The sequence below is a fragment of the Campylobacter concisus genome (assembly GCF_902460705.1).
GTDB lineage: Bacteria > Campylobacterota > Campylobacteria > Campylobacterales > Campylobacteraceae > Campylobacter_A > Campylobacter_A concisus_Z.
This window is the reverse complement of the sequence record NZ_CABPUP010000003.1, coordinates 94,997-116,445: the sequence shown is the minus strand read 5'-3', so window position 1 is coordinate 116,445 and position 21,449 is coordinate 94,997. Positions and strand designations below refer to the sequence as shown.

At 38.7% G+C, this 21,449-nt stretch carries 22 protein-coding genes; 11 read left to right on the top strand and 11 right to left on the bottom strand.

Features of this window, described 5'->3' with window-relative positions; translation table 11 throughout:
- Entirely contained in the window at window positions 1–423 is a 423-nt protein-coding gene (locus tag F3G75_RS05575) for a gamma-glutamyl phosphate reductase (RefSeq protein ID WP_084041528.1), read from the top strand.
- A gap of 731 nt (window positions 424–1,154) precedes the next feature.
- Window positions 1,155–1,280, top strand: a complete 126-nt coding sequence (locus F3G75_RS09620; RefSeq protein ID WP_149716870.1) for a Fic family protein — start codon at window positions 1,155–1,157, stop codon at window positions 1,278–1,280.
- A gap of 179 nt (window positions 1,281–1,459) precedes the next feature.
- Here F3G75_RS09620 and F3G75_RS05565 read toward each other — a convergent pair whose 3' ends face one another.
- Entirely contained in the window at window positions 1,460–1,954 is a 495-nt protein-coding gene (locus F3G75_RS05565; RefSeq protein ID WP_149716869.1) for a type 1 glutamine amidotransferase family protein, read from the bottom strand.
- Window positions 1,955–1,965: 11 nt separating this feature from the next.
- Window positions 1,966–3,165, bottom strand: coding sequence for a 2,3,4,5-tetrahydropyridine-2,6-carboxylate N-succinyltransferase (locus tag F3G75_RS05560; protein WP_149716868.1), 1,200 nt, complete (start codon window positions 3,163–3,165; stop codon window positions 1,966–1,968).
- Window positions 3,166–3,328: 163 nt separating this feature from the next.
- Here F3G75_RS05560 and F3G75_RS05555 point away from each other — a divergent pair, with 163 nt between their 5' ends.
- Window positions 3,329–3,931: a YagU family protein gene (locus tag F3G75_RS05555; protein WP_149716867.1), complete on the top strand. Its 603-nt coding sequence runs from the start codon at window positions 3,329–3,331 to the stop codon at window positions 3,929–3,931.
- 84 nt (window positions 3,932–4,015) lie between these two features.
- On the opposite strand, the gene F3G75_RS05550 is transcribed toward F3G75_RS05555, so the two are convergent.
- The 6 genes from F3G75_RS05550 to thiC all read right to left on the bottom strand — a co-directional run bounded on the left by F3G75_RS05550 (window position 4,016) and on the right by thiC (window position 9,584).
- Window positions 4,016–4,468, bottom strand: a complete 453-nt coding sequence (locus tag F3G75_RS05550) for a hypothetical protein (protein ID WP_149716866.1) — start codon at window positions 4,466–4,468, stop codon at window positions 4,016–4,018.
- Window positions 4,469–4,639: 171 nt separating this feature from the next.
- Window positions 4,640–5,329 carry a cytochrome-c oxidase gene (locus tag F3G75_RS05545; protein ID WP_149716865.1) on the bottom strand — a complete coding sequence of 230 codons (690 nt, stop codon included), beginning with the start codon at window positions 5,327–5,329 and terminating at the stop codon, window positions 4,640–4,642.
- A 104-nt stretch (window positions 5,330–5,433) separates the two neighbouring features.
- Complete coding sequence (locus tag F3G75_RS05540; RefSeq protein ID WP_149716864.1) at window positions 5,434–6,771, bottom strand: PFL family protein; 1,338 nt, start codon at window positions 6,769–6,771, stop codon at window positions 5,434–5,436.
- Window positions 6,772–6,780: 9 nt separating this feature from the next.
- On the bottom strand, window positions 6,781–7,047 hold the full coding sequence (locus F3G75_RS05535) for an ACT domain-containing protein (protein WP_021091480.1): 267 nt from the start codon (window positions 7,045–7,047) through the stop codon (window positions 6,781–6,783).
- 144 nt (window positions 7,048–7,191) lie between these two features.
- Complete coding sequence (locus tag F3G75_RS05530) at window positions 7,192–8,292, bottom strand: Mrp/NBP35 family ATP-binding protein (protein WP_149716863.1); 1,101 nt, start codon at window positions 8,290–8,292, stop codon at window positions 7,192–7,194.
- Window positions 8,286–9,584 (bottom strand): phosphomethylpyrimidine synthase ThiC, encoded by a 1,299-nt coding sequence (thiC, locus tag F3G75_RS05525; protein WP_149716862.1) that lies wholly within the window; start codon window positions 9,582–9,584, stop codon window positions 8,286–8,288. The genes F3G75_RS05530 and thiC overlap by 7 nt, the downstream gene beginning before the upstream one ends.
- Window positions 9,585–9,733: 149 nt before the next feature.
- On the opposite strand from thiC, the gene F3G75_RS05520 reads away from it, so the two are divergent.
- The 4 genes from F3G75_RS05520 to F3G75_RS05505 are packed head-to-tail and all read left to right on the top strand — an operon-like array spanning window position 9,734 to window position 13,374.
- On the top strand, window positions 9,734–10,852 hold the full coding sequence (locus F3G75_RS05520) for a bifunctional 2-C-methyl-D-erythritol 4-phosphate cytidylyltransferase/2-C-methyl-D-erythritol 2,4-cyclodiphosphate synthase (RefSeq protein WP_149716861.1): 1,119 nt from the start codon (window positions 9,734–9,736) through the stop codon (window positions 10,850–10,852).
- A complete protein-coding gene (locus F3G75_RS05515) occupies window positions 10,849–11,739 on the top strand; it encodes a response regulator (RefSeq protein ID WP_072594670.1) in 891 nt (296 codons plus the stop codon). Before F3G75_RS05520 ends, F3G75_RS05515 begins: the two co-directional genes overlap by 4 nt.
- The gene (locus tag F3G75_RS05510) at window positions 11,717–12,898 is read left to right on the top strand and encodes a sulfate adenylyltransferase (protein WP_149716860.1); all 1,182 of its coding nucleotides are present in this window, start codon (window positions 11,717–11,719) and stop codon (window positions 12,896–12,898) included. Before F3G75_RS05515 ends, F3G75_RS05510 begins: the two co-directional genes overlap by 23 nt.
- An 8-nt stretch (window positions 12,899–12,906) precedes the next feature.
- Window positions 12,907–13,374 (top strand): phosphatidylglycerophosphatase A family protein, encoded by a 468-nt coding sequence (locus F3G75_RS05505; protein WP_149716859.1) that lies wholly within the window; start codon window positions 12,907–12,909, stop codon window positions 13,372–13,374.
- A 53-nt stretch (window positions 13,375–13,427) separates the two neighbouring features.
- Here the strand turns inward: F3G75_RS05505 and F3G75_RS05500 are convergent, their stop codons facing one another.
- The 3 genes from F3G75_RS05500 to F3G75_RS05490 are packed head-to-tail and all read right to left on the bottom strand — an operon-like array spanning window position 13,428 to window position 15,761.
- The gene (locus F3G75_RS05500; RefSeq protein ID WP_149716858.1) at window positions 13,428–13,889 is read right to left on the bottom strand and encodes a response regulator; all 462 of its coding nucleotides are present in this window, start codon (window positions 13,887–13,889) and stop codon (window positions 13,428–13,430) included.
- 49 nt (window positions 13,890–13,938) lie between these two features.
- Window positions 13,939–14,892: a ferrochelatase gene (gene hemH, locus F3G75_RS05495; protein ID WP_149716857.1), complete on the bottom strand. Its 954-nt coding sequence runs from the start codon at window positions 14,890–14,892 to the stop codon at window positions 13,939–13,941.
- Window positions 14,892–15,761, bottom strand: coding sequence for a Gfo/Idh/MocA family protein (locus F3G75_RS05490; RefSeq protein WP_149716856.1), 870 nt, complete (start codon window positions 15,759–15,761; stop codon window positions 14,892–14,894). The genes hemH and F3G75_RS05490 overlap by 1 nt, the downstream gene beginning before the upstream one ends.
- Window positions 15,762–15,927: 166 nt before the next feature.
- Here F3G75_RS05490 and alaS point away from each other — a divergent pair, with 166 nt between their 5' ends.
- From alaS to F3G75_RS05470, 4 genes are read left to right on the top strand one after another with little or no spacing between them, the layout of a single operon-like run.
- On the top strand, window positions 15,928–18,486 hold the full coding sequence (gene alaS, locus F3G75_RS05485) for an alanine--tRNA ligase (protein ID WP_149716855.1): 2,559 nt from the start codon (window positions 15,928–15,930) through the stop codon (window positions 18,484–18,486).
- On the top strand, window positions 18,483–18,983 hold the full coding sequence (locus tag F3G75_RS05480; RefSeq protein ID WP_149716854.1) for a 3-isopropylmalate dehydratase: 501 nt from the start codon (window positions 18,483–18,485) through the stop codon (window positions 18,981–18,983). Before alaS ends, F3G75_RS05480 begins: the two co-directional genes overlap by 4 nt.
- Window positions 18,980–19,522, top strand: coding sequence for a septum formation inhibitor Maf (gene maf, locus F3G75_RS05475; RefSeq protein ID WP_149716853.1), 543 nt, complete (start codon window positions 18,980–18,982; stop codon window positions 19,520–19,522). Before F3G75_RS05480 ends, maf begins: the two co-directional genes overlap by 4 nt.
- Window positions 19,519–21,447 carry a transglycosylase domain-containing protein gene (locus F3G75_RS05470; RefSeq protein WP_149716852.1) on the top strand — a complete coding sequence of 643 codons (1,929 nt, stop codon included), beginning with the start codon at window positions 19,519–19,521 and terminating at the stop codon, window positions 21,445–21,447. Before maf ends, F3G75_RS05470 begins: the two co-directional genes overlap by 4 nt.
- Window positions 21,448–21,449 lie beyond the last annotated feature (2 nt).

Below are 21,449 nucleotides of genomic sequence, written 5' to 3'. Positions count from 1 at the left end.
ATGAAATTTTTAGCCATTTTATTTTGTTCATTGACTTTTTTGTTTGCTATGAGTTATGAAAAAAAAGTTGAAGCTAGGCTTTGTGGTCTTATAAATCAAAGAGAAATGGCTAAAATTTATGGCGATATAAGAAGCATTGATAGCTTTGACAAAAAAATAGAAAGCTACAAATTTCGCAACGGAATAGAAAAATTTGACGAGGATAGTTGCCGTGCAAATGGCTACTATCCTGTTGATCCAAACTATGCGCCATATCCGCCTAACTACCGCCCATACTATCGAAATGAGTACGAAAGATATGATAGATTTCAGCGTGGTTACCGCGGAGGCTACTATAACGATGACGACTATGATGATGGTTTTGAGCGTGGATATAGACGTGGTTATAAGGATGCTAGAAGAGACTATAGGCTAGGTAGATAATCTTATCTAGCCTTAACTTTAACTGGCTCTTTTCTAACAAAAAAAACGACTTCTACAAATAGCAAATCAAAAACAATACATATACCAAATTTTACTGCTATAAATAAGTTCCATACGTTGAGCAAAAAATATAAAATACTACTCTTACTTTTAGAAAAATAATGTAAAACTAGTTGACATGACAGTATCCTAATTGCACAAAATTTTCTTTCTATAAAGGAACAATAGATATCCTTACAAATAAGCTAGAGCAAGATCACAAAAATTTAAAACAAGCGAGATCTGCAAAAACGATCTTTTAAAGGCACAAATCAGTGCTCTAGAAGATTAGATCATCTACTCATCGAGAAAGGCTCAATGGTATAAGTATTCACTCACCTATAAAAAAGATGTTAGACAAAAATTTTGACTGGCGAGCTGGCACTCATGCAACTAGACATAACTATAATCTAGTCTCGCGTTTGCTTGATATAAATTTAAGCAAATCCCTATGAGCCTTGAGGGAGACCATATGGTTGGTACAATAATATCTTATTCGAATATAGTTATGGTAAAACTTGCAAGATAAAAAGAGCTAATTTTAGAGATAATGACATACAGATTATCTCAGACTTGCTAAAAAACACACAAATCCACTATAAAGCCTTGCCAGTAGAGGCATAGAAGATGAGATGAGAACTTTTAAAATTTTATCAACAAAAGCCTTGAAAACGCATATCTAAAAAGTTTTATTGCACATCTTTAGTTTTTTTATTCATCCTTATGATAACGGTAATGGACGCATAACAAGGGCTTTGGCACACTACTTTTTAAGAGAAGATGGTGTTAAGCCATTTTCCATCTCTAGCATTATTTAAGCAAATAGAAAAAATTATTATGAAATTTTAGAGCAGATAACAAAGCTTGGAAATAACTTAAATTTTGATTTCACAGAGTGGATAATGTAGCACACCTACAAGCGGTAAATAGCGCTATAAACAAGCTATAATCTTACTAAAAATATAAAATTTCTATCGTAATTTAAGAGTCAAAGCCATTAAAATTTATCTTTACCTAGTATCGTTGTCAGCTGTTCTTTGATTCTATCATCAAATTCACTAACGCTTATGACACCCCTACTTTCGCACATCTTGGCATCATTAGCATCGCAGTAGTCACTCAGCGCATTTTTGTATCCGCCCCTTATGCAAGCCTCTCTGTCTTCTAAAAATCCAGCACCACCAAGGATAAGCACGCCAAGATCAAAACCTATCTTAAATTTCGCACTCGCTGAGCTTTTAACCCAGCTTAAAAATATCTCATCGTATCTTAATCCAAGTGCTCCAACGCCATCTGGCACGACTAAGACATCTACGCCATAAAGGCTTTCAGCGTAAATTTCAGGATGAAGCCTGACGCCAAATTCATCGACTATCTCAGGCTTTATGGCGTAGGTTTTGATATTAAAATCCTCAAATTTATGTAAAAAATCATAAATTTTGGCAAAGCTTAGTAGATTTAGCTTGTCAAACATCAAAATGCCAACTTTCATGCTAGCTCCTTTTAATGAAGTGCCTCATTTAGCTTAATCGCCCTTTTGCTCGCACTTGCAGTGATCTGGCCTGTTTGGCTGTTTTGTCTAAAATGAAGTCCGTTTAGCCCACCAAGCTCAAGCGCTTTGTAAATTTCAGCTTCAAATTTAAACTCTGGATTTAGTTTAGCTAGCTTTTCGCGCTCGCTAGCTGATATATAGACCTTTGTGCCCTCAAGCACTGCTATTCCAGCATCCACGATGCAGTTATCACCAAGAGGTACGCCTGTAACTGAGTTTGCGCCAAGCAAGCAGTGTTTGCCGATACTTACAGGGTTGCCGTTTGTGCCACTTAGCACGCCAAGTATACTTGCCCCTCCGCCTACGTCACTGCCCTCGCCCACTACGACAGAGCTGCTGACCCTACCTTCAACCATTACGCCACCGGTTGTACCTGCGTTAAAGTTGATGTAGGCAGCACCAGGCATAACGACTGTGCCAGGATGCACAGCAGCGCCCATGCGAACCTTGGCTGAGTCTAAAATTCTCGTATTATCCGCTGGAATGATGTGGCTTAAAAATCTTGGGAATTTATCGACGCTAACGATCGCTGGATATTCGCCAAACATCTTTAGAGAAATTTCATTTTCTCTTAGCCATTCAAGCTCAATTGGCGTATTTTGGCTAGTCCATGCAACATTTGGCAACAAACCAAAAGCTCCATCAAGCACGATCGTTCTAGGTGCGACTTTGCCAAGCGATATCAAGTAAAGCTTGAGATATACGGCCTCCACGCTAAGTGGCTTTGCATCATCAAATAAAAACACAAGTTTAAATTTATTCTCATTTAGTTCAAGATCGTCATCAAAAGCCATTTTTACGGCATGCAAATTTTGTACATTTTTATGAGAGCTTATCTCTTTTTCAAAGACGCTAAAGAGCTTACTAGCCTTTTTTACCACTTTTGGCGTAAGATCAGCTATAAATTCAGAGCCGTTAAAATCAACCTTAACGTCACATTTTTGCAAAGCATAGATATAAGCAGCTGCGCTTAAAAAGCTCTCTTTGTAATTTACAACAGCAAAAGTCGCTTGCAAAATTTTATCTGTATTTTTTTGTCCGCGATCGATCCTAGCGATACCAAAAGCAAGCGGATCTTTGTAGCCATCTTTTTTTCTAAATTCTTCAAAAAATTCCTTAAATTCATTTGCATCTTTAAACTCTTTAGACATCTATTCTCCTTTAAATTTTTTCTTAGTCTAGCCAAAAATGGCTAAAAATTTTATGATTTTAAGTCCATTAAAATTTTTAAATATTTTTATATTTTTAATAATGATTAATCTTATCATAAAGTAAATTGCAATAAGATTTTGCAAATTTAAGGAAGGAGTTTAAATGTCAAATTTAGTAACAAAACCTAGATTTGCTCTGGCTGCGTTAATCGGCCTTGTCGCTGGCATTGTCTCAGCCTTTGTCAAATGGGGAGCAGAATTCCCACTTCCTCCAAGAAGTCCGATGGATATGTTTAACGCTGCTTGCGGACCAGAGAGTACCATTAGGGCAGCCGATGCGATCGATTGCTCTAGAAATTTCTTAAATCCACCTTATGTATTTTTAAGGGATTATTTGGGAGTGGCCGATCCAAATGCCGCCATTTACGAGTTTGCAGGGCATGCGTTTAACTACGTAATGATGACGCATATATTATTTTCGATCGTTTTTGCGGTTGCTTATTGTGTTTTGGCTGAGAAATTTCCAAAGATTACAATATGGCAAGGCTTACTAGTTGGCGTTATCGTAAATATCGCTGTTCACGTGATCGCATTGCCTATTTTGGGGCTTACTCCACCACTTTGGACACTTCCTTGGTACGAGCATGTATCTGAATTTGTCGGCCACATGATATGGTTTTGGTCGATAGAGATCATCCGCCACGACCTAAGAGCTAGGATCACAAAAGAAAAAGATCCAAGTGATTATTGCTGCTGCAACGCATAAATGCAAATTTTTGCTGTTTTGGGCTAAAAACCTAAAACAGCAACTAAATTTATCTCACCGTTTAAAAGCAAAATTTATCCACGATTAGCACTCTTGGCTAAGCTCTAAATTTTCTAAACGAAGTGGCTTTTCACCTTCAAAAATCACCCCAATACCGAAAGGTTCGCAAATATCAAGCGCACCCTCAGCAAATCTCATCAGCCACTGCTTATCTTGCGCATAAAAAGTACACTGTGGGGACTCAAACGGCAGATCGTAAACTGGCACATCAAGCGCTCTAAGCTCATCCTTGCTCAAAAAGTACCCTCGCCTAAGCTCATCTTTTAAAAAGATAAGTGCCTCTTTTACATACCGGTCAATATCGCCGGCGATTCGCTCTGCTAGCAAAATCGTCTCATCGTCCACATCTGCCCCATTTGCCGAGATAAGGCAAAAGAGCACTTGGCCAAAAATTTCGCTTTTTAGCCACGTCTGGGCATACCAGATAAAACCCTCATCTGTTGCAACTTTTTCAAGTTCGCCAAATTTTAAAGTCATTTTTTATTCTCATTTTTGTGTTTTTGCTACTCTTACGAAAAAGAGCGAAATTTAAGCAGATTTGTAGTGAGCTAAAATTTATCATCTAAAATAGAGATAGCTTGTAAATTTGCCCTTTTAGCATAAAGCAAAAGCTAAATTTACAAGCAAATTTTCAGTTTTTCTCGCTATTTAGAAGCAAAATTTCTCATCAGTGCCATTTTGCTTGCGCATAGCTTTAAAGTTAGCAAGATTATCTTTATCTAAAAAGTAATCTTTCTCTTTTTTATTGCGAGTTTCTAGCTTTTCTATGCCTTTTGCAAGGGCTGCTTTTCTATCTTCGTGAGGCGAGCTAAATTCTGGCGAAAACATCGCTTCATAGGCATTTTTCTTGGTCCATTCAAGCGCTTTATCAGCGATATCTTGTTGCTTTTTGATATCGCAAAATGCATAAGGATTGACCACGTCGCCAACAAGCTTCATAAACGCTCCTATCGCAGCCACCACGTCAGTAAATTTCTCGCCTTCCATGTCTATAACGCCTCTTAGCAAGATCGCGCGATTTTTTGCCGCATAAAACCAAAATACCGCATCATCGCGAAGTCCAAGATCATATGCGCGAGCTGAAAGGACAAAAAGAGTTATCGGAGAGACCATTTGTGGGGCGTCTCGCACGATCTTTTCAGCCTTTTTAAAGTCCTCTTCTTTGCCACTTTTTAAAAGCTCATCTATCTTGTCATAGACCTTGACGTACTCCACCTTGCCAGCATTTGCTGAGTAGTATGGCGTGACGTAGATGTCGATACTTCTTACTTTGCCATCATTTGCAAAGCCACATACCGCTCCAAAAAGTAGCGCCGTAAGCAGTGATAAAATTTTCATTTTAGCTCCTTGGTCTAAAATTTTCATTATTTTAACTAAAAGTGATTGAAAAGGTTAGGATAAATTTAAGAAAAAGTCCGCAAATTTAAAGCGGACTTTGAAGATTAGTTTTTAAAACTATGAATTGGAGCTGGAATTTGTCCGCCACGAGCGATGAAGTCGGCACTTGAAGCCTTATTTATCTTCATCACAGGCGCTCTTCCTAAAAGGCCGCCAAACTCGATCATATCGCCCTCACGGCCTAATGGTATGATACGAACGGCTGTTGTTTTTTGATTTATCACGCCGATAGCCGCCTCATCAGCGATCATTGCAGCTATACTCTCGCTTGGCGTGTCCGCAGGTATAGCTATCATGTCAAGCCCCACCGAGCAAATCGCAGTCATAGCCTCTAATTTTTCTAAGTTTAACGATCCAGCTTGAACGGCCGCTATCATGCCCTCGTCCTCAGAAACTGGGATAAATGCACCGCTTAAGCCGCCAACTTGATTGCACGCCATGACGCCACCTTTTTTGACCGCGTCATTTAGCAAAGCAAGTGCCGCAGTCGTTCCGTGCGTACCAACAGCCTCAAGCCCCATCTCCTCAAGCACACGAGCCACCGAGTCGCCCACAGCTGGTGTTGGGGCAAGAGAGAGATCGACGATACCAAATTTCACGCCAAGCCTTTCGCTCGCCATCTGGCCAACTAGCTGGCCTATACGTGTGATCTTAAACGCCGTCTTTTTCACAGTCTCAGCCACCACATCAAAGCTCTCGCCACGCACCTTTTCAAGTGCTCTTTTTACCACACCTGGACCAGAAACGCCCACATTTATCACCACATCAGCCTCGCCCACGCCGTGAAATGCACCTGCCATGAAAGGATTATCCTCGACTGCGTTTGCAAAAACGACAAGCTTAGCACAACCCATCTCAGATGCTGCCGCCGTCTCTTTTATAATGCGCCCCATATCACGCACTGCGCTCATATTTATGCCACTTTTTGTTGAGCCGACATTGACGCTTGAGCACACTTTTGCAGTTTGTGCAAGAGCTTGTGGGATAGAATTTATCAAAATTTCATCGCCCTTTTGATAGCCCTTTTGCACTAGAGCTGAAAAACCACCTATAAAATCAATACCAACCTCAATTGCAGCCCTATCAAGCGTCTTTGCGATCATCACGTAGTCTTTTGCGTCCGTTGCGGCGCCGATTATCGAGATAGGCGTCACGCTCACTCTTTTATTGACGATTGGTATGCCTAGCTCGGCAGAAATTTCATTGCCCACTTTGACTAGGTCTTTGGCTTTAGTGGTGATTTTTGCGTAAATTTTGTCGCAAGCTTTGCCCATGTCAGGATCGATGCAGTCAAGCAAACTAATGCCCATCGTGATCGTTCTGATGTCAAAATTTTGCTCTTCGATCATTGAGATCGTTTCGGTTACGTTTTTGATGTCCATTGTTTTTCCTTAGATTGTATGCATCGCATCAAAGATAGCGGAACTTTGGATATTTATCTTTACTTTTAGGCTCTCTCCAAGCTCGTTAAGTTCTGCTCTTAAGGCCGTAAAGTCTTTATTTTCATCACTTGAAACCACTGCCATCATCGTAAAAAACTCATCTAAAATAGTCTGCGATATATCATCTATGTTTAGCCCTAGCTCGCTAAGCTTTGCTGAGACGCCAGCAACGATGCCAACTCTATCTTTTCCGACTACGGTTACGATCGCTTTCATCTTTTCTCCTGTTAATAAATTTTTGATTTGAAGTGCATTTTGGCTCCAAAATTTAAGCCAAGCATCAAGCAAAGCTAAATTTTGGTAGCCAACTTTAAACGAACAAATTTTAAAATTTGCTCTAAATTTTATCTTTTGTAAATTTTACTTCGAGCAAGCACTCTTGCCGTCATTTATGGGCTGGATCGCCGAGTTATCAGCTCCGCCATCACTATTTATATTTTCTATCACTTCCCAAAGTCTAGCAGCCGCGCTCTCGTAGCGTTTTGCAGTGACTGAGTTTGGCTCGTAGAAGCTAACTGGCTTACCATTATCTCCACCCACGCGAACAGCTGGCTCGATAGGGATTTCAGCTAAAATTTGCGTGTTGTAAGCTTTTGCTACCTCTTCAGTGGTGCCTTTGCCAAAGATGTCATACTCTTTGCCATTATCTGGGCAGATGAAACCACTCATATTTTCGATGACACCAGCGATTGGGATGTGAAGTTTCTCAAACATATCAAGCGCACGTTTGCTATCGTCAAGCGCTACCACTTGTGGCGTTGTGACGCAGACACCTGCTGTTACTGGCACGCTTTGAGCTAGAGTTAGCTGCGCGTCGCCCGTTCCTGGAGGCATATCAAGAAACAAGACATCAAGCTCGCTCCAAAGCACGTCTTTTAGTAGCTGCTCGATCGCTTTCATGATCATCGAACCTCTCCAAATAAGGCTCATGCCCTCTTCCATCAAAACGCCCATACTCATCATCTCCACACCGTGGCTAAGTATCGGCTTTAGCTTGTTGCCAACGACTTGTGGCTGAGTATTTACTTCACCAAGCATCCTTGGAATATTTGGTCCGTAGATATCAGCATCCAAAATACCCACTTTTTTGCCAAGTTTTGCCATTGAAATGGCTAAATTTAGCGTTGTGGTTGATTTGCCAACGCCGCCTTTTCCTGAGCTTACCATTACAAAATTTTTAACTTGTGGTGCAATATTTTTGCCACTTTGAGTGTTACTTTTCTCCTCAGGTATCTTTGGCTGGATCAAATTTAGCACATACTCATTTGAGCCCATGACGCGTTTGATGTCCGCTTTTAGCTCGTTTGCCACATCAGAGCTTGAGCTAACTATCTCGACATTGATCAAAATTTTCTCGCCGATTTCTACGTTTTTTACAAAGCCAAAGCTAACTATATCTTTTTCAAAACCAGGATATATAACACCTTTTAGTCTATTTAAGACCTCTTCTTTATTTAACATTTTTCTCCTTTTTCTAGATCTTTTGAAATTTTATATGCACAAAATTTTGGTCCGCACATCGAACAAAAATGAGCGCTTTTAAACGCATCTTCTGGCAAGCTCTCATCGTGAAGCTCTCTAGCCTTTTTTGGATCAAAGCTAAGCTCAAACTGCTTGTTCCAGTCAAACGCATATCTCGCATCACTCATCTCGTGATCCTTTTCTATCGCTCCCGCCTTGCCAAGTGCGACGTCTGCGGCATGAGCTGCTATCTTGTGAGCTACAATGCCCTCTCTTACGTCATTTTCATTTGGTAGTCCTAGGTGCTCTTTTTGTGTCACGTAGCAAAGCATGCTAGCGCCGTGATATGCCGCCATTGTGCCGCCGATCGCTGACGTGATATGATCATATCCTGCACCGATGTCTGAGACAAGCGGTCCAAGCACGTAAAATGGGGCGTCATGGCAGAGCTCTTGTTCGATTTTCATATTATACTCAATTTGACTTAATGGCACATGACCAGGGCCCTCTATCATCACCTGCACATCTTTTTGCCACGCACGAAGTGTCAGCTCTCCAAGCACTTTTAGCTCACTAAGCTGTGCCTCATCTGTCGCGTCATAAAGGCAGCCTGGGCGAAGTCCGTCGCCAAGCGAGAGCGAGACATCGTATTTAGCGCAAATTTCTAAAATTTGATCAAAAATTTCGTAAAATGGGTTTTGCCTATTTAGCTTTGACATGTAGCTAGCGCTCAAACTGCCACCGCGGCTAACTATGCCCATTTTACGCTTTTTAACAAGCGGCAAAAACTCACGTAAAAAGCCAGCATGTATCGTAAAGTAACTAACCCCTTGCTTTGCTTGCTTCTCAAGCACGCTTAAAATTAGCTCATTTGTGATATTTGTAACCTCTTTTGCCTCTTTTAAAATTTCATACATCGGCACAGTTCCAACTGGCACGCTTGAATGCTCTATGATCGCACTTCTAATAGCATCCAAATCGCCATCCGTGCTTAGATCCATAACCGTATCAGCGCCAAATTCTAAGCAAATTTCAAGCTTTCTAAGCTCCGCGCAAATATCACTACTTAGGCTTGAGTTGCCGATATTAGCATTGACCTTTGTCTTTAGCTTTCTGCCTATGCCCATTGGTTTTAAATTTATGTGATTTACATTTGCTGGGATGATGATCCTGCCGTTTGCTACCTCATCCATAAGCAAATTTTCGCCTATCCCCTCGACCTTTGCCACATAGTTCATCTCCTTTGTGAGCTCACCACGCCTAGCATAATACATCTGCGTCTTTTCTCTCATGAGTAGCCTTTTTAAATTTATAAAAAAACTAATTTTAGTCCTTTTTATATTTGAACTAACTAAATAAATCTAAATTTCTACTCTTTTTTAAAAAGATTTTTTCAAGTTTTAGAATGTATAATTCCGTAACAATCTTCAAAGGAGCTACCTTGCTTGATATCTCACTTATAATGCTAGGAGCAGGAAATTCCAGCCGTTTTGAGCTACCTGTAAAGAAGCAATGGCTTCGTATAGGCAGTGACCCACTTTGGCTATTTGCCACTAAAAATTTGAGTAACTTTTACACATTTAAAGAGATAATAGTCGTTAGTAAAGAGTGCAAATACATGTCTAAATTTGCTCCAAATTATAAATTTGTTGATGGCGGCGAGACAAGGCAAGATAGCCTAAAAAACGCGCTCGAGCTAGTTAGTAGCGAATTTGTCCTAGTTAGCGACATCGCGCGCCCTTGCATTTCAAGCGAGCTTTTTCACAAAATTATAGAGGCAGCGAGTCAGGCTGATTGTGTGGTTCCAGCGCTAAAGATCGCAGACACTGCTTATCTTGGCGAAAATGTGGTTGATAGAGATAAAGTAAAACTTATCCAAACACCACAACTCTCTCGCACAGCACTTCTTAAAAAAGCTCTCAGTAGCGGTGAAATTTACACAGATGATAGCTCAGCTATGAGAGCCATTGGCGCTAGCGTATGGCAAATTTTAGGTGATGAGATGGCAAGAAAGATCACTTACAAAGAAGATCTTGCAAAAATTTCTGCTTTAAAAGAGCCAGAAAATGAAGTCTTTGTGGGAAACGGCTTTGACGTGCATGAGTTTGAAAAGGGTCGTCCTTTGATTCTTTGTGGCGAGGAGATCGACTATGAGTTTGGACTAAAGGCTCACAGCGACGGCGACGTGGCGCTTCATGCGCTAACTGACGCTATCTTGGGAGCTGCTGGGCTTGGCGATATAGGTGAGCTTTTTCCTGATACGGATGCTAAATTTAAAGATATTAGCTCCATTTACTTGCTTGAGGAAGCTTACAAAAGGGTGCAAAGTGTGGGCTTTGTGCTAACAAACGCTGATATCACGATAATGGCACAAAAACCAAAAATTTCAAAACTAAAGTCAAAAATGGAGGCAAATATCGCAAAAGCTCTAAATTTAAGCCAAAACCGCATAAATGTAAAGGCAACGACTACTGAAGGGCTTGGCTTTGTTGGCAGATGCGAAGGGATCGCCGTAATGGCAAGTGCAAGCCTTAAATTTTACAACTGGAAGCAAATATGAAAATTTTAATAGTAGAAAATGAAATTTACCTAGCTGGCTCGATGGCTAGTAAACTAGCTGATTTTGGCTACGACTGCGAGATCGCTAAAAGCGTCAAAGAGGCATTGAAGTTTGAAAATTTTGATGTAGTGTTACTTTCTACAACACTTCCGGGACAGGATTTTTACCCTGTTATCGAAAAATTTAAAAGCTCTATCATCATCTTACTAATCGCTTATATCAATAGTGACACTGTGCTAAAACCAATCCAAGCAGGAGCGGTTGATTACATCCAAAAGCCATTTATGATAGAAGAGCTAGTTAGAAAGATAAAGCATTTTGAGGAATTTAGAAATTTCAAAAACGAGATCAAGAACTATGAAAGCTACGTAAATTACGCTTTAAAAGAGTACGAAATTTCTAGCTTTGAGGCAAAAAAGATAAAATTTCCACTGCTTTTAAAATCAAGCAAAAGCGGATATAGTGATAAATTTATATTTAGCTATGTAAAAGCTTGCAAATTACCATTTTTATTTTTAGGCAAAGCCTGTTTCTCTGAGCTTGAAAAGGCACTAGCCAAAAATGGTGACGAGCTAATCTATATGACAAATTTAGAGGAGCTAAAACAAGAAGAAAAAGAGAAAATTTTAGAAATTTGCAAAAAGAAAAAGGTCGCGATCTCAACTAGCGATTTTGCACAAAAAGCACCATTTGACGAGCTTGAGCTTTCAGGACGCGATAAAAATTTCAATATCGATGAGATCGTTACGATCGATGAATACATAAAATACATAATCGTTAATTATCAAGATAAATTCCCTGATACAGAACTTAGCAAGAAGCTTGGAATTTCTAGAAAATCACTTTGGGAAAAGAGAAAGAAATATGACGTCAGCAAGAAAAAATAGTGAAATTTCTATAAATACCGAAGTTTTTGGTGCTTTGGAGCTAATAAAAAATAAAATTCTCTCAGATTATGACTCGCTGATGGATGATGAACAGATAAAAGAGGTGAGTAAGAAAGGCTATTTTAATGGTGAGCCGATGCCGTATTCTTTTGGATTCGCTCCATTTGGCGAGCTAAATCAAAATATTGCTAGCAAGCTTGCTCCTGGACAAAAGGTAAATCTAAGTCTTGATGGTAAGATCGTTGGATACATTAATGTTGCTAAAGTCTTTAAATTTGACGAGAATATGAGGGCTAAAAATATATTTTTAGCAAATGAAGCCAGTAATGATAAAGAGCTAAATTTAGGCAAATATGGCATTAGTGGCGAATTTGAGCTTTATGATGAAAGTATGCAAATAAGCAAAAATGCACTAAATAATCTAATAAAAGAAGATGGCGCTAAAAAGATAACGGCGGTCTTTTTAACGGCTGATCCATTTAATAGAGCTCACGAGCGCCTTGTTAGAATGACTATTGACAAGGCTGATTTAGTAATCATTTTTTTAATACGAACAAGAGAAGAAAAGCACGTTGATTACGAGATTAGAAAACAAGTGCTAGATTATTTTATACAAAATTATTTGCCGACGAAAAAGGTCTTTGTCTTTGCTCTAAAAAATACGACTCTTTTTAGCTCACATGCAAACCCAACACTTGAGTGCATCGCTGCTTCAAGATTTGGGGCAAATAAGCTAGTCATCGGACAAAACCACTCAGGGATTGGAATGTTTTTTGATCACAATGAAGCTCATACTATTCTTGACATTTATAAAAACGACCTAAATTTAGAGGTAATCGTACTGCCAGAACTAGTTTATTGCAACAAATGCAAGACGCTAGTTAGTACCAAAAGTTGCCCGCACGGACAACATCATCAGATCAAATATCATCCAGATGTTATCAAAGAGCTGCTATTTAACGGCATTATGCCACCAGCCATTCTTGTGAGGCCAGAAATTTCTGCACTAGTTTTAAGCAAACTCTTTACAAATCGCTTCAAAGACGTGCAAAAGCTTTGTGATGACCTTTTTGTAAATTCGGGACTGCTTGAAAACAAAACTGACCGCGACTTTTACGAAGAGCTTATGAAGCTTTATCAAACATCATCACTCACTTAAGGAAATTTATGCAAAGACTATTTTTAACTTTTTTTGGATTTGGACTTTTGCCAAAAGCACCTGGCACTTGGGGTTCTATCGCTGGCGCTGTAGTAGCTTATTTTGTGCTTTATTTTTTATCATCAACCACACTTTTTCTAGCTAGCATTTTGCTATTTTTGGTAAGCATTAGCGTTATTGATGATTTTGAAAAAAAGGTAAATTCTCACGATGAAAGTTTTATCGTTATAGACGAAGTTGCTGGAGTTTGGCTTGCTATTGCCATTAGCGGAGCTACGATCTCTCAGCTAATACTCTCACTTGTACTTTTTAGAGTGCTTGATATTAAAAAGCCTTCGATAATAGGCAGGATCGACCGCAATGTAAAAGGTGGCCTTGGCGTAATGGGCGATGATATAGTAGCTGGCTTTTTTGCTGGAATAATTAGCGCAATAATATACGGGGTTGCTATAAAATTTGGCATAACTTTGCCGTAAAAATATAGATTTTTGGCAAAGTTATATAGGCTTAAATATCTTTTATATAAATTTTAAGCAAGTCCTAGCTCATTTAAAACAGAACTTAGATTAACCGAGCTACTACTCTTACTATTAAGATTTTTTTGCTTCTCTAGCAGAGCTTGATTAGCAAGTGCTACATTTAGCTCTTTGCGATAATCACTTAAAATTTTATCCATTATTTTAAGCAACTCATTTTTTTGATCCTGTGTTTTTGCGGGATCATCTATGCCTAGAAGTTCTGTTAGCTCCTTTTTCTTTTGGGCTATTTTCTCTTCTATCTTGTTAGAATTTAGCTCGCTTATAAAACCAACTGCGCCGATTTCAGTAAGTCTTTTTTTAAACTGTTCAATCTTGTCTGAAATTTTTGCATCGCTTGCGATCTTATCCATAGTAAGGCTTAAAATTTCATCAAAACTATTTTTTTTATCCTTAGTTTTGCTTGAGCCTGATTGCAATAAATAATCGATTATGTCGTTATTTTGTACCTTCATATATCTCCTTTTACTGTATTGAGATATATTTTATAAGCAAGATTTATTCCTAAAAGTTAATCTCTTTGGCTGTTTTTGCTTTTTGTAAGATAAAACTAGCAAACTCATCACTAAAATTTGGGCACCAAACAACCTTGTAGAAGCTAAAATTTAGCTCTTTTGCGATCTTTGCATACTCAATAACTAGCTCAAAAATAGTCTCAGAGTTATCAATACAAAAAGAGAGTGGATAGATAAGAGCCTTTTTACTCTTGCACTTTACTAAAATTTCATTTAGTGATGGCTCTAGCCATTTTACAGGCCCAAGACGCGACTGGTATGCTAAATTTATCTCTTTGAAGTTTAATCCGCTATCTTTTATCATTTTGCTTAGAATTTGCACATGCTCATTTATGTGCTTTTCGTAGACATCGCCTTTATCGATAATTTTTTGAGGCAACGAATGAGCTGAAAAGATAAGCTCCACATCGCTTACATCTATATTATTTATAGTTTCATTTATGTGCGAGATTATGATTTTGTTGTAAATTTCATCATCGTAAAATGGTCCACAAAGAAAAATTTTAGCCTTTATCTCTAGCTCATCTTTTGCTTTTTTAAAATCATCCAAACTCGAAGTTATCGTAGTTTGTGAATGATGAGGATAAAGTGGCAAAAGCACTATCTCATCAAAATTTTCGTATTTTTTAAGCACATCTTTTGCAAATGGTGAAGTATAGTTCATCGCAAAATCAACTGCATCAAACTCATTTTGTAAGCTTGAAATTTTATCGCAAAGCTTAGCTGTAAGCTCGCAAATAGGTGATTTGCCACCTATTTGTTCGTAGTTATGCCTAGCCGTTTTTAGCCTACCTTTTGTGATCATAAAAGCTACAAATTTTCTTAAAAATTTATTCTTTATACCCAAAATATAAGGGTCATTAAACATATTTTTTAAAAAAATTTCTACATCAGCAAGGCTGTTTGCCCCGCCCATATTCAAAAGTAAAAGTGCCTTTTTCATCAAAATAGCTCTTTGATTTTTATCACATCATCAATGCTTGAAAGCTCGCTACTTTCGCCACTTTGACAAAGATCATAAAAAGCATCGTATTGAGCTTTTATCTCATTATTTATGGGGTCAGTTTTTAAATTCATCTGTCCATTTTCATTGACTCTATGAAGCTTATAATCAATAAGATCGCCAAAATAAACACCCTCTTTGGCATTTACTTCTATTTTAAAACGCTCTAAAGAGCCACAAAAAGAATCAGTAATACTCACCAAAATTTGATTTTTCATTTTAATGTTTATTCCAACATTGTCGCATATTTTGGTATTGGTTTTATTTGCCTGAGTATAAAAAAAGCTGCAAATTTCACTATCCACTAAATTTTTCGCAAGGTCTATATCGCAAAGCGAAAGCTCATTTATAATATTTCCCTCACAAAGTGGTTTAAAATGCGCAATTGAAATGCTATAAATTTCTTCTTCTTTTAAAAGTGCTTTTTTTAATGAAACGATAGTTGGATTAAAGCGCTCATCAACGCCGGTGCAAACTCTTACCTTATTTACCATTGAGGCATATTTTATCTCTTTTAGCTCGCTTACACTTTTAAATATTGGCCTTGAAATCAAGATATTTTGGCAATATTTTGCACACTGACAAAAGGCCTCTACGATCTCATGTTGAGGCAAACAAAGTACGACAGCTTGTGGCTGGGCTACTTCTATAAATTTCTTAAACTCATCAAAAAACGGAGCTCTGCAAGCATCATCTCTATTTTCTTTATCAAAAACTCCACAAACTTCAAATTTGTCAGAACGCCTCAGCTCCATATAGTGCCGCTTGCCAACTAGATTGTATCCAACAATGCCAATTCTGAGTTTCACTAAAGACCTTTTAGTTATAAATTTTTAGGCTATTTTAATTGCAAATCGCTTTTAAACAAATAAATTTATAAAATAATTAAGCAAAAATTAATTTTGTATTTTTTTATAAATTTACAAACGATTTTTAGCTAAAATCAAGCAAAATTTAAAACCAACGAGGATAAAAATGCAAAATTTAGATATAAGAAAGGCATATCTTGATTTTTTTAAATCAAAAGGTCATGAAGTCGTAGCTTCAGCGCCACTCGTGCCAAACGACGCAACACTACTTTTCACAAATGCCGGTATGGTGCCATTTAAGAGCATTTTCACAGGCGAAGTGCCACGCCCAACACCACCTATTCGTACTAGCTGTCAGACCTGCATAAGAGCTGGCGGTAAGCACAACGACCTAGATAACGTCGGCTACACAGCGCGCCACCACACATTTTTTGAAATGCTAGGAAATTTTAGCTTTGGCGAATACTTCAAAAAAGAGGCGATCGCTTACGCTTGGGAATTTGTCACAGAGGTGCTAAAACTACCAAAAGATAAGCTTTATGTAACCGTTCATGAAAGCGACGATGAAGCGTTTGAAATTTGGAGCACTCACATCGCAAAAGAGAGAATTTACCGCTTTGGTGATCACGATAACTTCTGGCAGATGGGCGATACTGGACCATGTGGCCCTTGTAGTGAAATTTTTTACGATCAAGGTGCTGAGCACTTCAATACACCTGAAGATTACATGGGTGGCGATGGTGATAGATTTTTAGAGATTTGGAACCTTGTTTTCATGCAGTATGAAAGAAGCGCGGACGGCAAACTAAGCCCACTACCAAAGCCAAGCATCGATACTGGCATGGGACTTGAACGCGTTACTGCTATCTTGCAAGGTAAATTTAGTAACTACGACAGCACACTTTTTATGCCACTAATTAGCGAAGTAGCAAAGCTTTGTGGCAAGCCATACGTCTATGAAAGTGGCGCTAGCTACCGCGTCATAAGCGACCACATCCGCTCAGTCACATTTTTGCTAGCTCAGGGCACGACATTTGACAAAGAAGGCCGTGGCTACGTGCTTCGCCGTATCTTACGCCGTGCGATCCGCCATGGATACTTGCTAGGCATAAAAGAGCCATTTATGTATAAGCTTGTTGATAAAGTTTGCGAGCTAATGGGCGAGCACTACACCTATCTAAATGAGAAAAAAGCGGCTGTAAAAGAGCAGATAAAGCTTGAAGAAGAGAGATTTTTAATGACTATTGCAAGCGGTTTAGAGCTATTTGAGAGCGAGCTAAAAAATACAAAAGAAATTTTTAGTGGAGAGGCTGCGTTTAAGCTTTATGACACATTTGGCTTTCCACTTGATCTAACAGCTGACATGCTTAGAGAAAAAGGCTTAAAAGTCGATGAGGCAAGGTTTGATGAGCTTATGAGCGAGCAAAAAGCACGTGCAAAAGCTGCTTGGAAAGGCAGTGGCGACAAGAGTGCGAAGGGCGATTTTAAAGAGCTACTTGAGAAATTTGGCGAGAATAAATTTATAGGTTACGAAGAGCTTAAAAGTAAAAGTAAAATTCTAGCCCTACTTGATGAGGAATTTAAAAATGTAGATAGCCTGGACGCTGGCAAAGAGGGTTGGGTGATGTTTGATGTCACTCCATTTTACGCTCAAAGTGGTGGTCAGTGCGGCGATAGCGGTAAGATAGTAGGCAAAGCAAATGTGCTTGATACGCAAAAATTTCATGGGCTAAATTTATCTTTAGTAAAAACTAATGCGGCGCTAAAAGTTAGCAATGAAGTAGAGCTTGAAGTTGGCAGTGATAGAGCCCAGATCGCACGTCACCACAGCGCCACACACTTACTTCACGCAGCTCTTAGAAACGTACTTGGCACGCATATCGCTCAAGCTGGCTCAAGTGTAGAAGCAGATAGGCTAAGGTTTGACTTCTCACATCCAAAAGCACTTACTAGCGAAGAAATTTCAAAGGTCGAAAATTTGGTAAATGAGTGGATACTAAATGGCGCTAACTCAAAAACAGAGCTCATGAAACTTGAAGATGCTAAGAATAGCGGAGCTATCGCACTATTTAATGAAAAATACGCTGATGATGTGAGAGTCGTTAGCTTTGGCAATGTCAGCAAAGAGCTTTGTGGCGGTACACACGTTAAAAATATAGATGAGATCGGATCATTTTTCATCACAAAAGAGAGCGGTGTAAGTGCTGGCGTTAGGCGTATAGAGGCCGTTTGCTCAAGAGCTGCGCTAAATTTAGCAAAGTCATTTAGAGCTGAGCTTGATGAGCTAAAAGATGAGTTAAAGAGCGCTGAGCCACTAAATGCGGTCAAAAAGCTAAAAAATGAATTAAGAGTTTTAAAAGATAAACTAAAAAATGCTAAAAATTCTCATGAGCTGGTCTATTTAGATATAAATAAAACCAAGCTTTGCGTCACAAGCGTAGATGGTGGAGATATAAAAACCTTGATAGATGAGTTTAAAAATGAGTATGAAAGTGCTGCTATTTTGCTAATCCAAGCCGATGAGAGTGGCAAAATTTCTCTTGCAGCTGGAGTTAAAAACGCTCCTTTAAAGGCAGGTGCTTGGGTAAAATTTGCAGCACAAATTTTAGGTGGCAATGGCGGTGGCAAAGATGACTTTGCAACAGCCGGTGGCAAAGATGCATCAATGATAGAAGATGCGATAAAAGACTCACTTGAGTACGCAAGGCAAGCCTTAGAAAAATGAGTCATTACGATATAGCTTTTATAAAATTTGACCAAGTAGTACTATTTTTGCATGTATGCTTTGTAGCTCTTTTTGTGGGGCTACAAGCCGGTCTTGTGCTTGTTGGAAGTTACTTTATAAAAAATAAATTTGAAGACAAGGAACGCTATCACATCTTACTTCACATTATAAGACGCTTTGGCATTACGATTTTCATACTAATCCTTTGCGTGATAGCGACAAGTGTGGTTATAATTTTTGGATTTTATGATGCAAATTTGACAAATCCTATGGCAAGTGCGATGGTAGCAACAAAATGCGCAATAGAACTATTTTTGCTATTAAATTTAAGTTATATATTTTATAGATACAAAAAGGCCTTAAAAGCACTAAGATCGCATGAAATGATCGAGCTAAATGAGAGTTTGATCGTTATAATTTATTACTTCACACCACTAAATTTATTAGCTTCTCTAGCAGCCATTTATCTTGGCATAAGCTATAAGGTATTTTTATGATAACACTCGCTTCAAGCTCGCCAACAAGGGCAAATTTATTAAAAGAGGCTGGTATAAATTTCACTCAAATTTCTTTCCAGTTTGACGAGAGTAAGATAGAAAAAAACGTAAAGCCTGAAATTTATGTCCAAAATGTCGTAAAAGCTAAAAAAGAACAATTTTTAAAAGAAAATGTAGGTCTTAAAAATTTACTCTTTGCAGATAGCTGCGTGGCATGTGGAGATAAAATTTTAGGTAAAGCAAAAGACGAGAATGAGGCGCTTGCTATGCTAAATTTACAAAGTGGCAACGAATGCAGCGTCTATACGGCGATGATATTTTTAGGCGAATTTGAGCTTATAAACGTAAGTAAGACTACGTATAAATTTAAAAAATTTAACGAGCATGACCTTAATGAATACATAAAAAATAATGAGTGGCAAGGTAAGGCTGGAGCCATGACGATAGAAAATTTTAATAAAAAATATATCATCTCCCAACACGGCGAAACCAGCACAGCCATGGGACTAAATTTAAAAATATTAAAGGCATTTTTATGAAATATATCTTGGCATTTATCTTTATAGTTGCCATTTCACTTGGCGGAGCATTTTTATATTTTTACTCACAAGTTAGATTTGATGCTTACGCTATTATTGATTATAAACCAAAGCTTACAACGCAAATTTTTGATAGAAATAACGAGCTCATCGCAAATATCTTTGAAGAAAATAGAATTTACGTAAAATATAACGACATCCCGCCGCGTGTCATAGAAGCACTCGTGGCTATCGAAGATACTAGCTACTTTGAGCATGGTGGCATAAACGTAGAAGCCATGGCAAGGGCTGCCATAAAAGATATCAAGGCTAGAAAGCTAGTTGAGGGTGCTTCAACACTAACACAACAGCTCATTAAAAATTTGGCTCTAAGCCGTGAGAAGAAATTTACAAGAAAGATAAAAGAGATCGTGCTTGCTATGAAGCTTGAAAGCGAGCTTAGCAAAGAAGATATCATCGAAAGATACCTAAATCACGTATATTTTGGACATGGCTACTACGGTATAAAAACAGCAGCTGAGGGATATTTTAGAAAAGAGCTAAATGAGCTAAGCATAAAAGAAGTTGCCATGTTAGTTGGCTTGCCAAAGGCCCCAAGCACCTATGATCCTACAAAGCACCTTGACCTATCACTTAGCCGTGCAAACAGAGTGCTTGAGAGAATGTATAGTATCGGCTGGATAAATGAGGATGAGTACCGCAAGGGCGTGCTTGAAGAGCCAGCAGTCTTTGACGATACACTCACAAGAAATAAAGCCCCTTACGTAGTCGATGAGATAATAAAAGAGGCTTCAAAGAAATTTGACGATATAAAAACTGGCGGTTACAAGATACAAAGTACAGTTGATCTAAATGTCCAAAAGATCGCTCAAGAAGCTCTAGTCTATGGCTACAATGAAATTTTAAAGCGCGATAAAAAAGCAAATGCAGAAATCCTAAATGGAGCTATAGTAGTCACTCATCCACAAAGTGGTCAAATTTTGGCACTAATTGGCGGTATCGACTATGCAAAAAGCAGCTATAACCGCGCCACTCAAAGCAAGCGCCAGCCAGGATCTAGCTTTAAGCCGTTTATCTATCAAATAGCACTTGATAGCGGCTACTCAGTCGTTTCTCAAGTGGCTGATATCGCTAGGACATTTGACATGGGAAATGGCAAAGAGTGGACGCCAAAGAATTATAGTGGTGGCTTTCAAGGCTATATCACTATAAAATCAGCCATAACTCAGTCTCGTAACCTCGCAACCATAAATTTGCTAAACGATCTTGGCCTTAGCTCGGTTCGTAAACAGCTTACTGATATGGGCTTTAACGATATCCCAGAAAATTTATCTATCGCACTTGGAAGTTTTGGGATTTCACCACTTGATTTTGCAAAATTTTACTCAATGTTCCCAAATGAGGGCGAGATGGTTGAGCCAACACTTATTAAGCATATAGAAAATAGCTTTGGGGCTTCGATGGACTATGAACCACAAAGAAAGCAAGTGCTAAAACCTGAGCAGGCATTTTTGATGACTACCTTGCTTCAAAATGTCGTAAATAACGGCACTGGACGCAATGCTAAAATAAACGGTATCCAAATAGCAGGTAAAACTGGCACAACAAACAATAACATCGATGCTTGGTTTTGTGGCTACTCGCCTGACATCGAAGCGATAATCTGGTACGGAAATGACGACAACAGCCCTATGAAAAAGGTTGAGGGTGGTGGTAGAACAGCCGCACCTGTGTTTAAGAAATTTATGGAAGGCTACATTAAGCTTTATCCTACTTTAAGACGTGCATTTGAGCAGCCAGATGGTGTTTATAAAGGCTATTATGGTGGCAGTGACGAATACTACACAAACGATTCACCACTACCTCAAAATATACCAGCAAATGACATCATACAAGATCAAGAAAACGATGGATTATTATTTTAGGA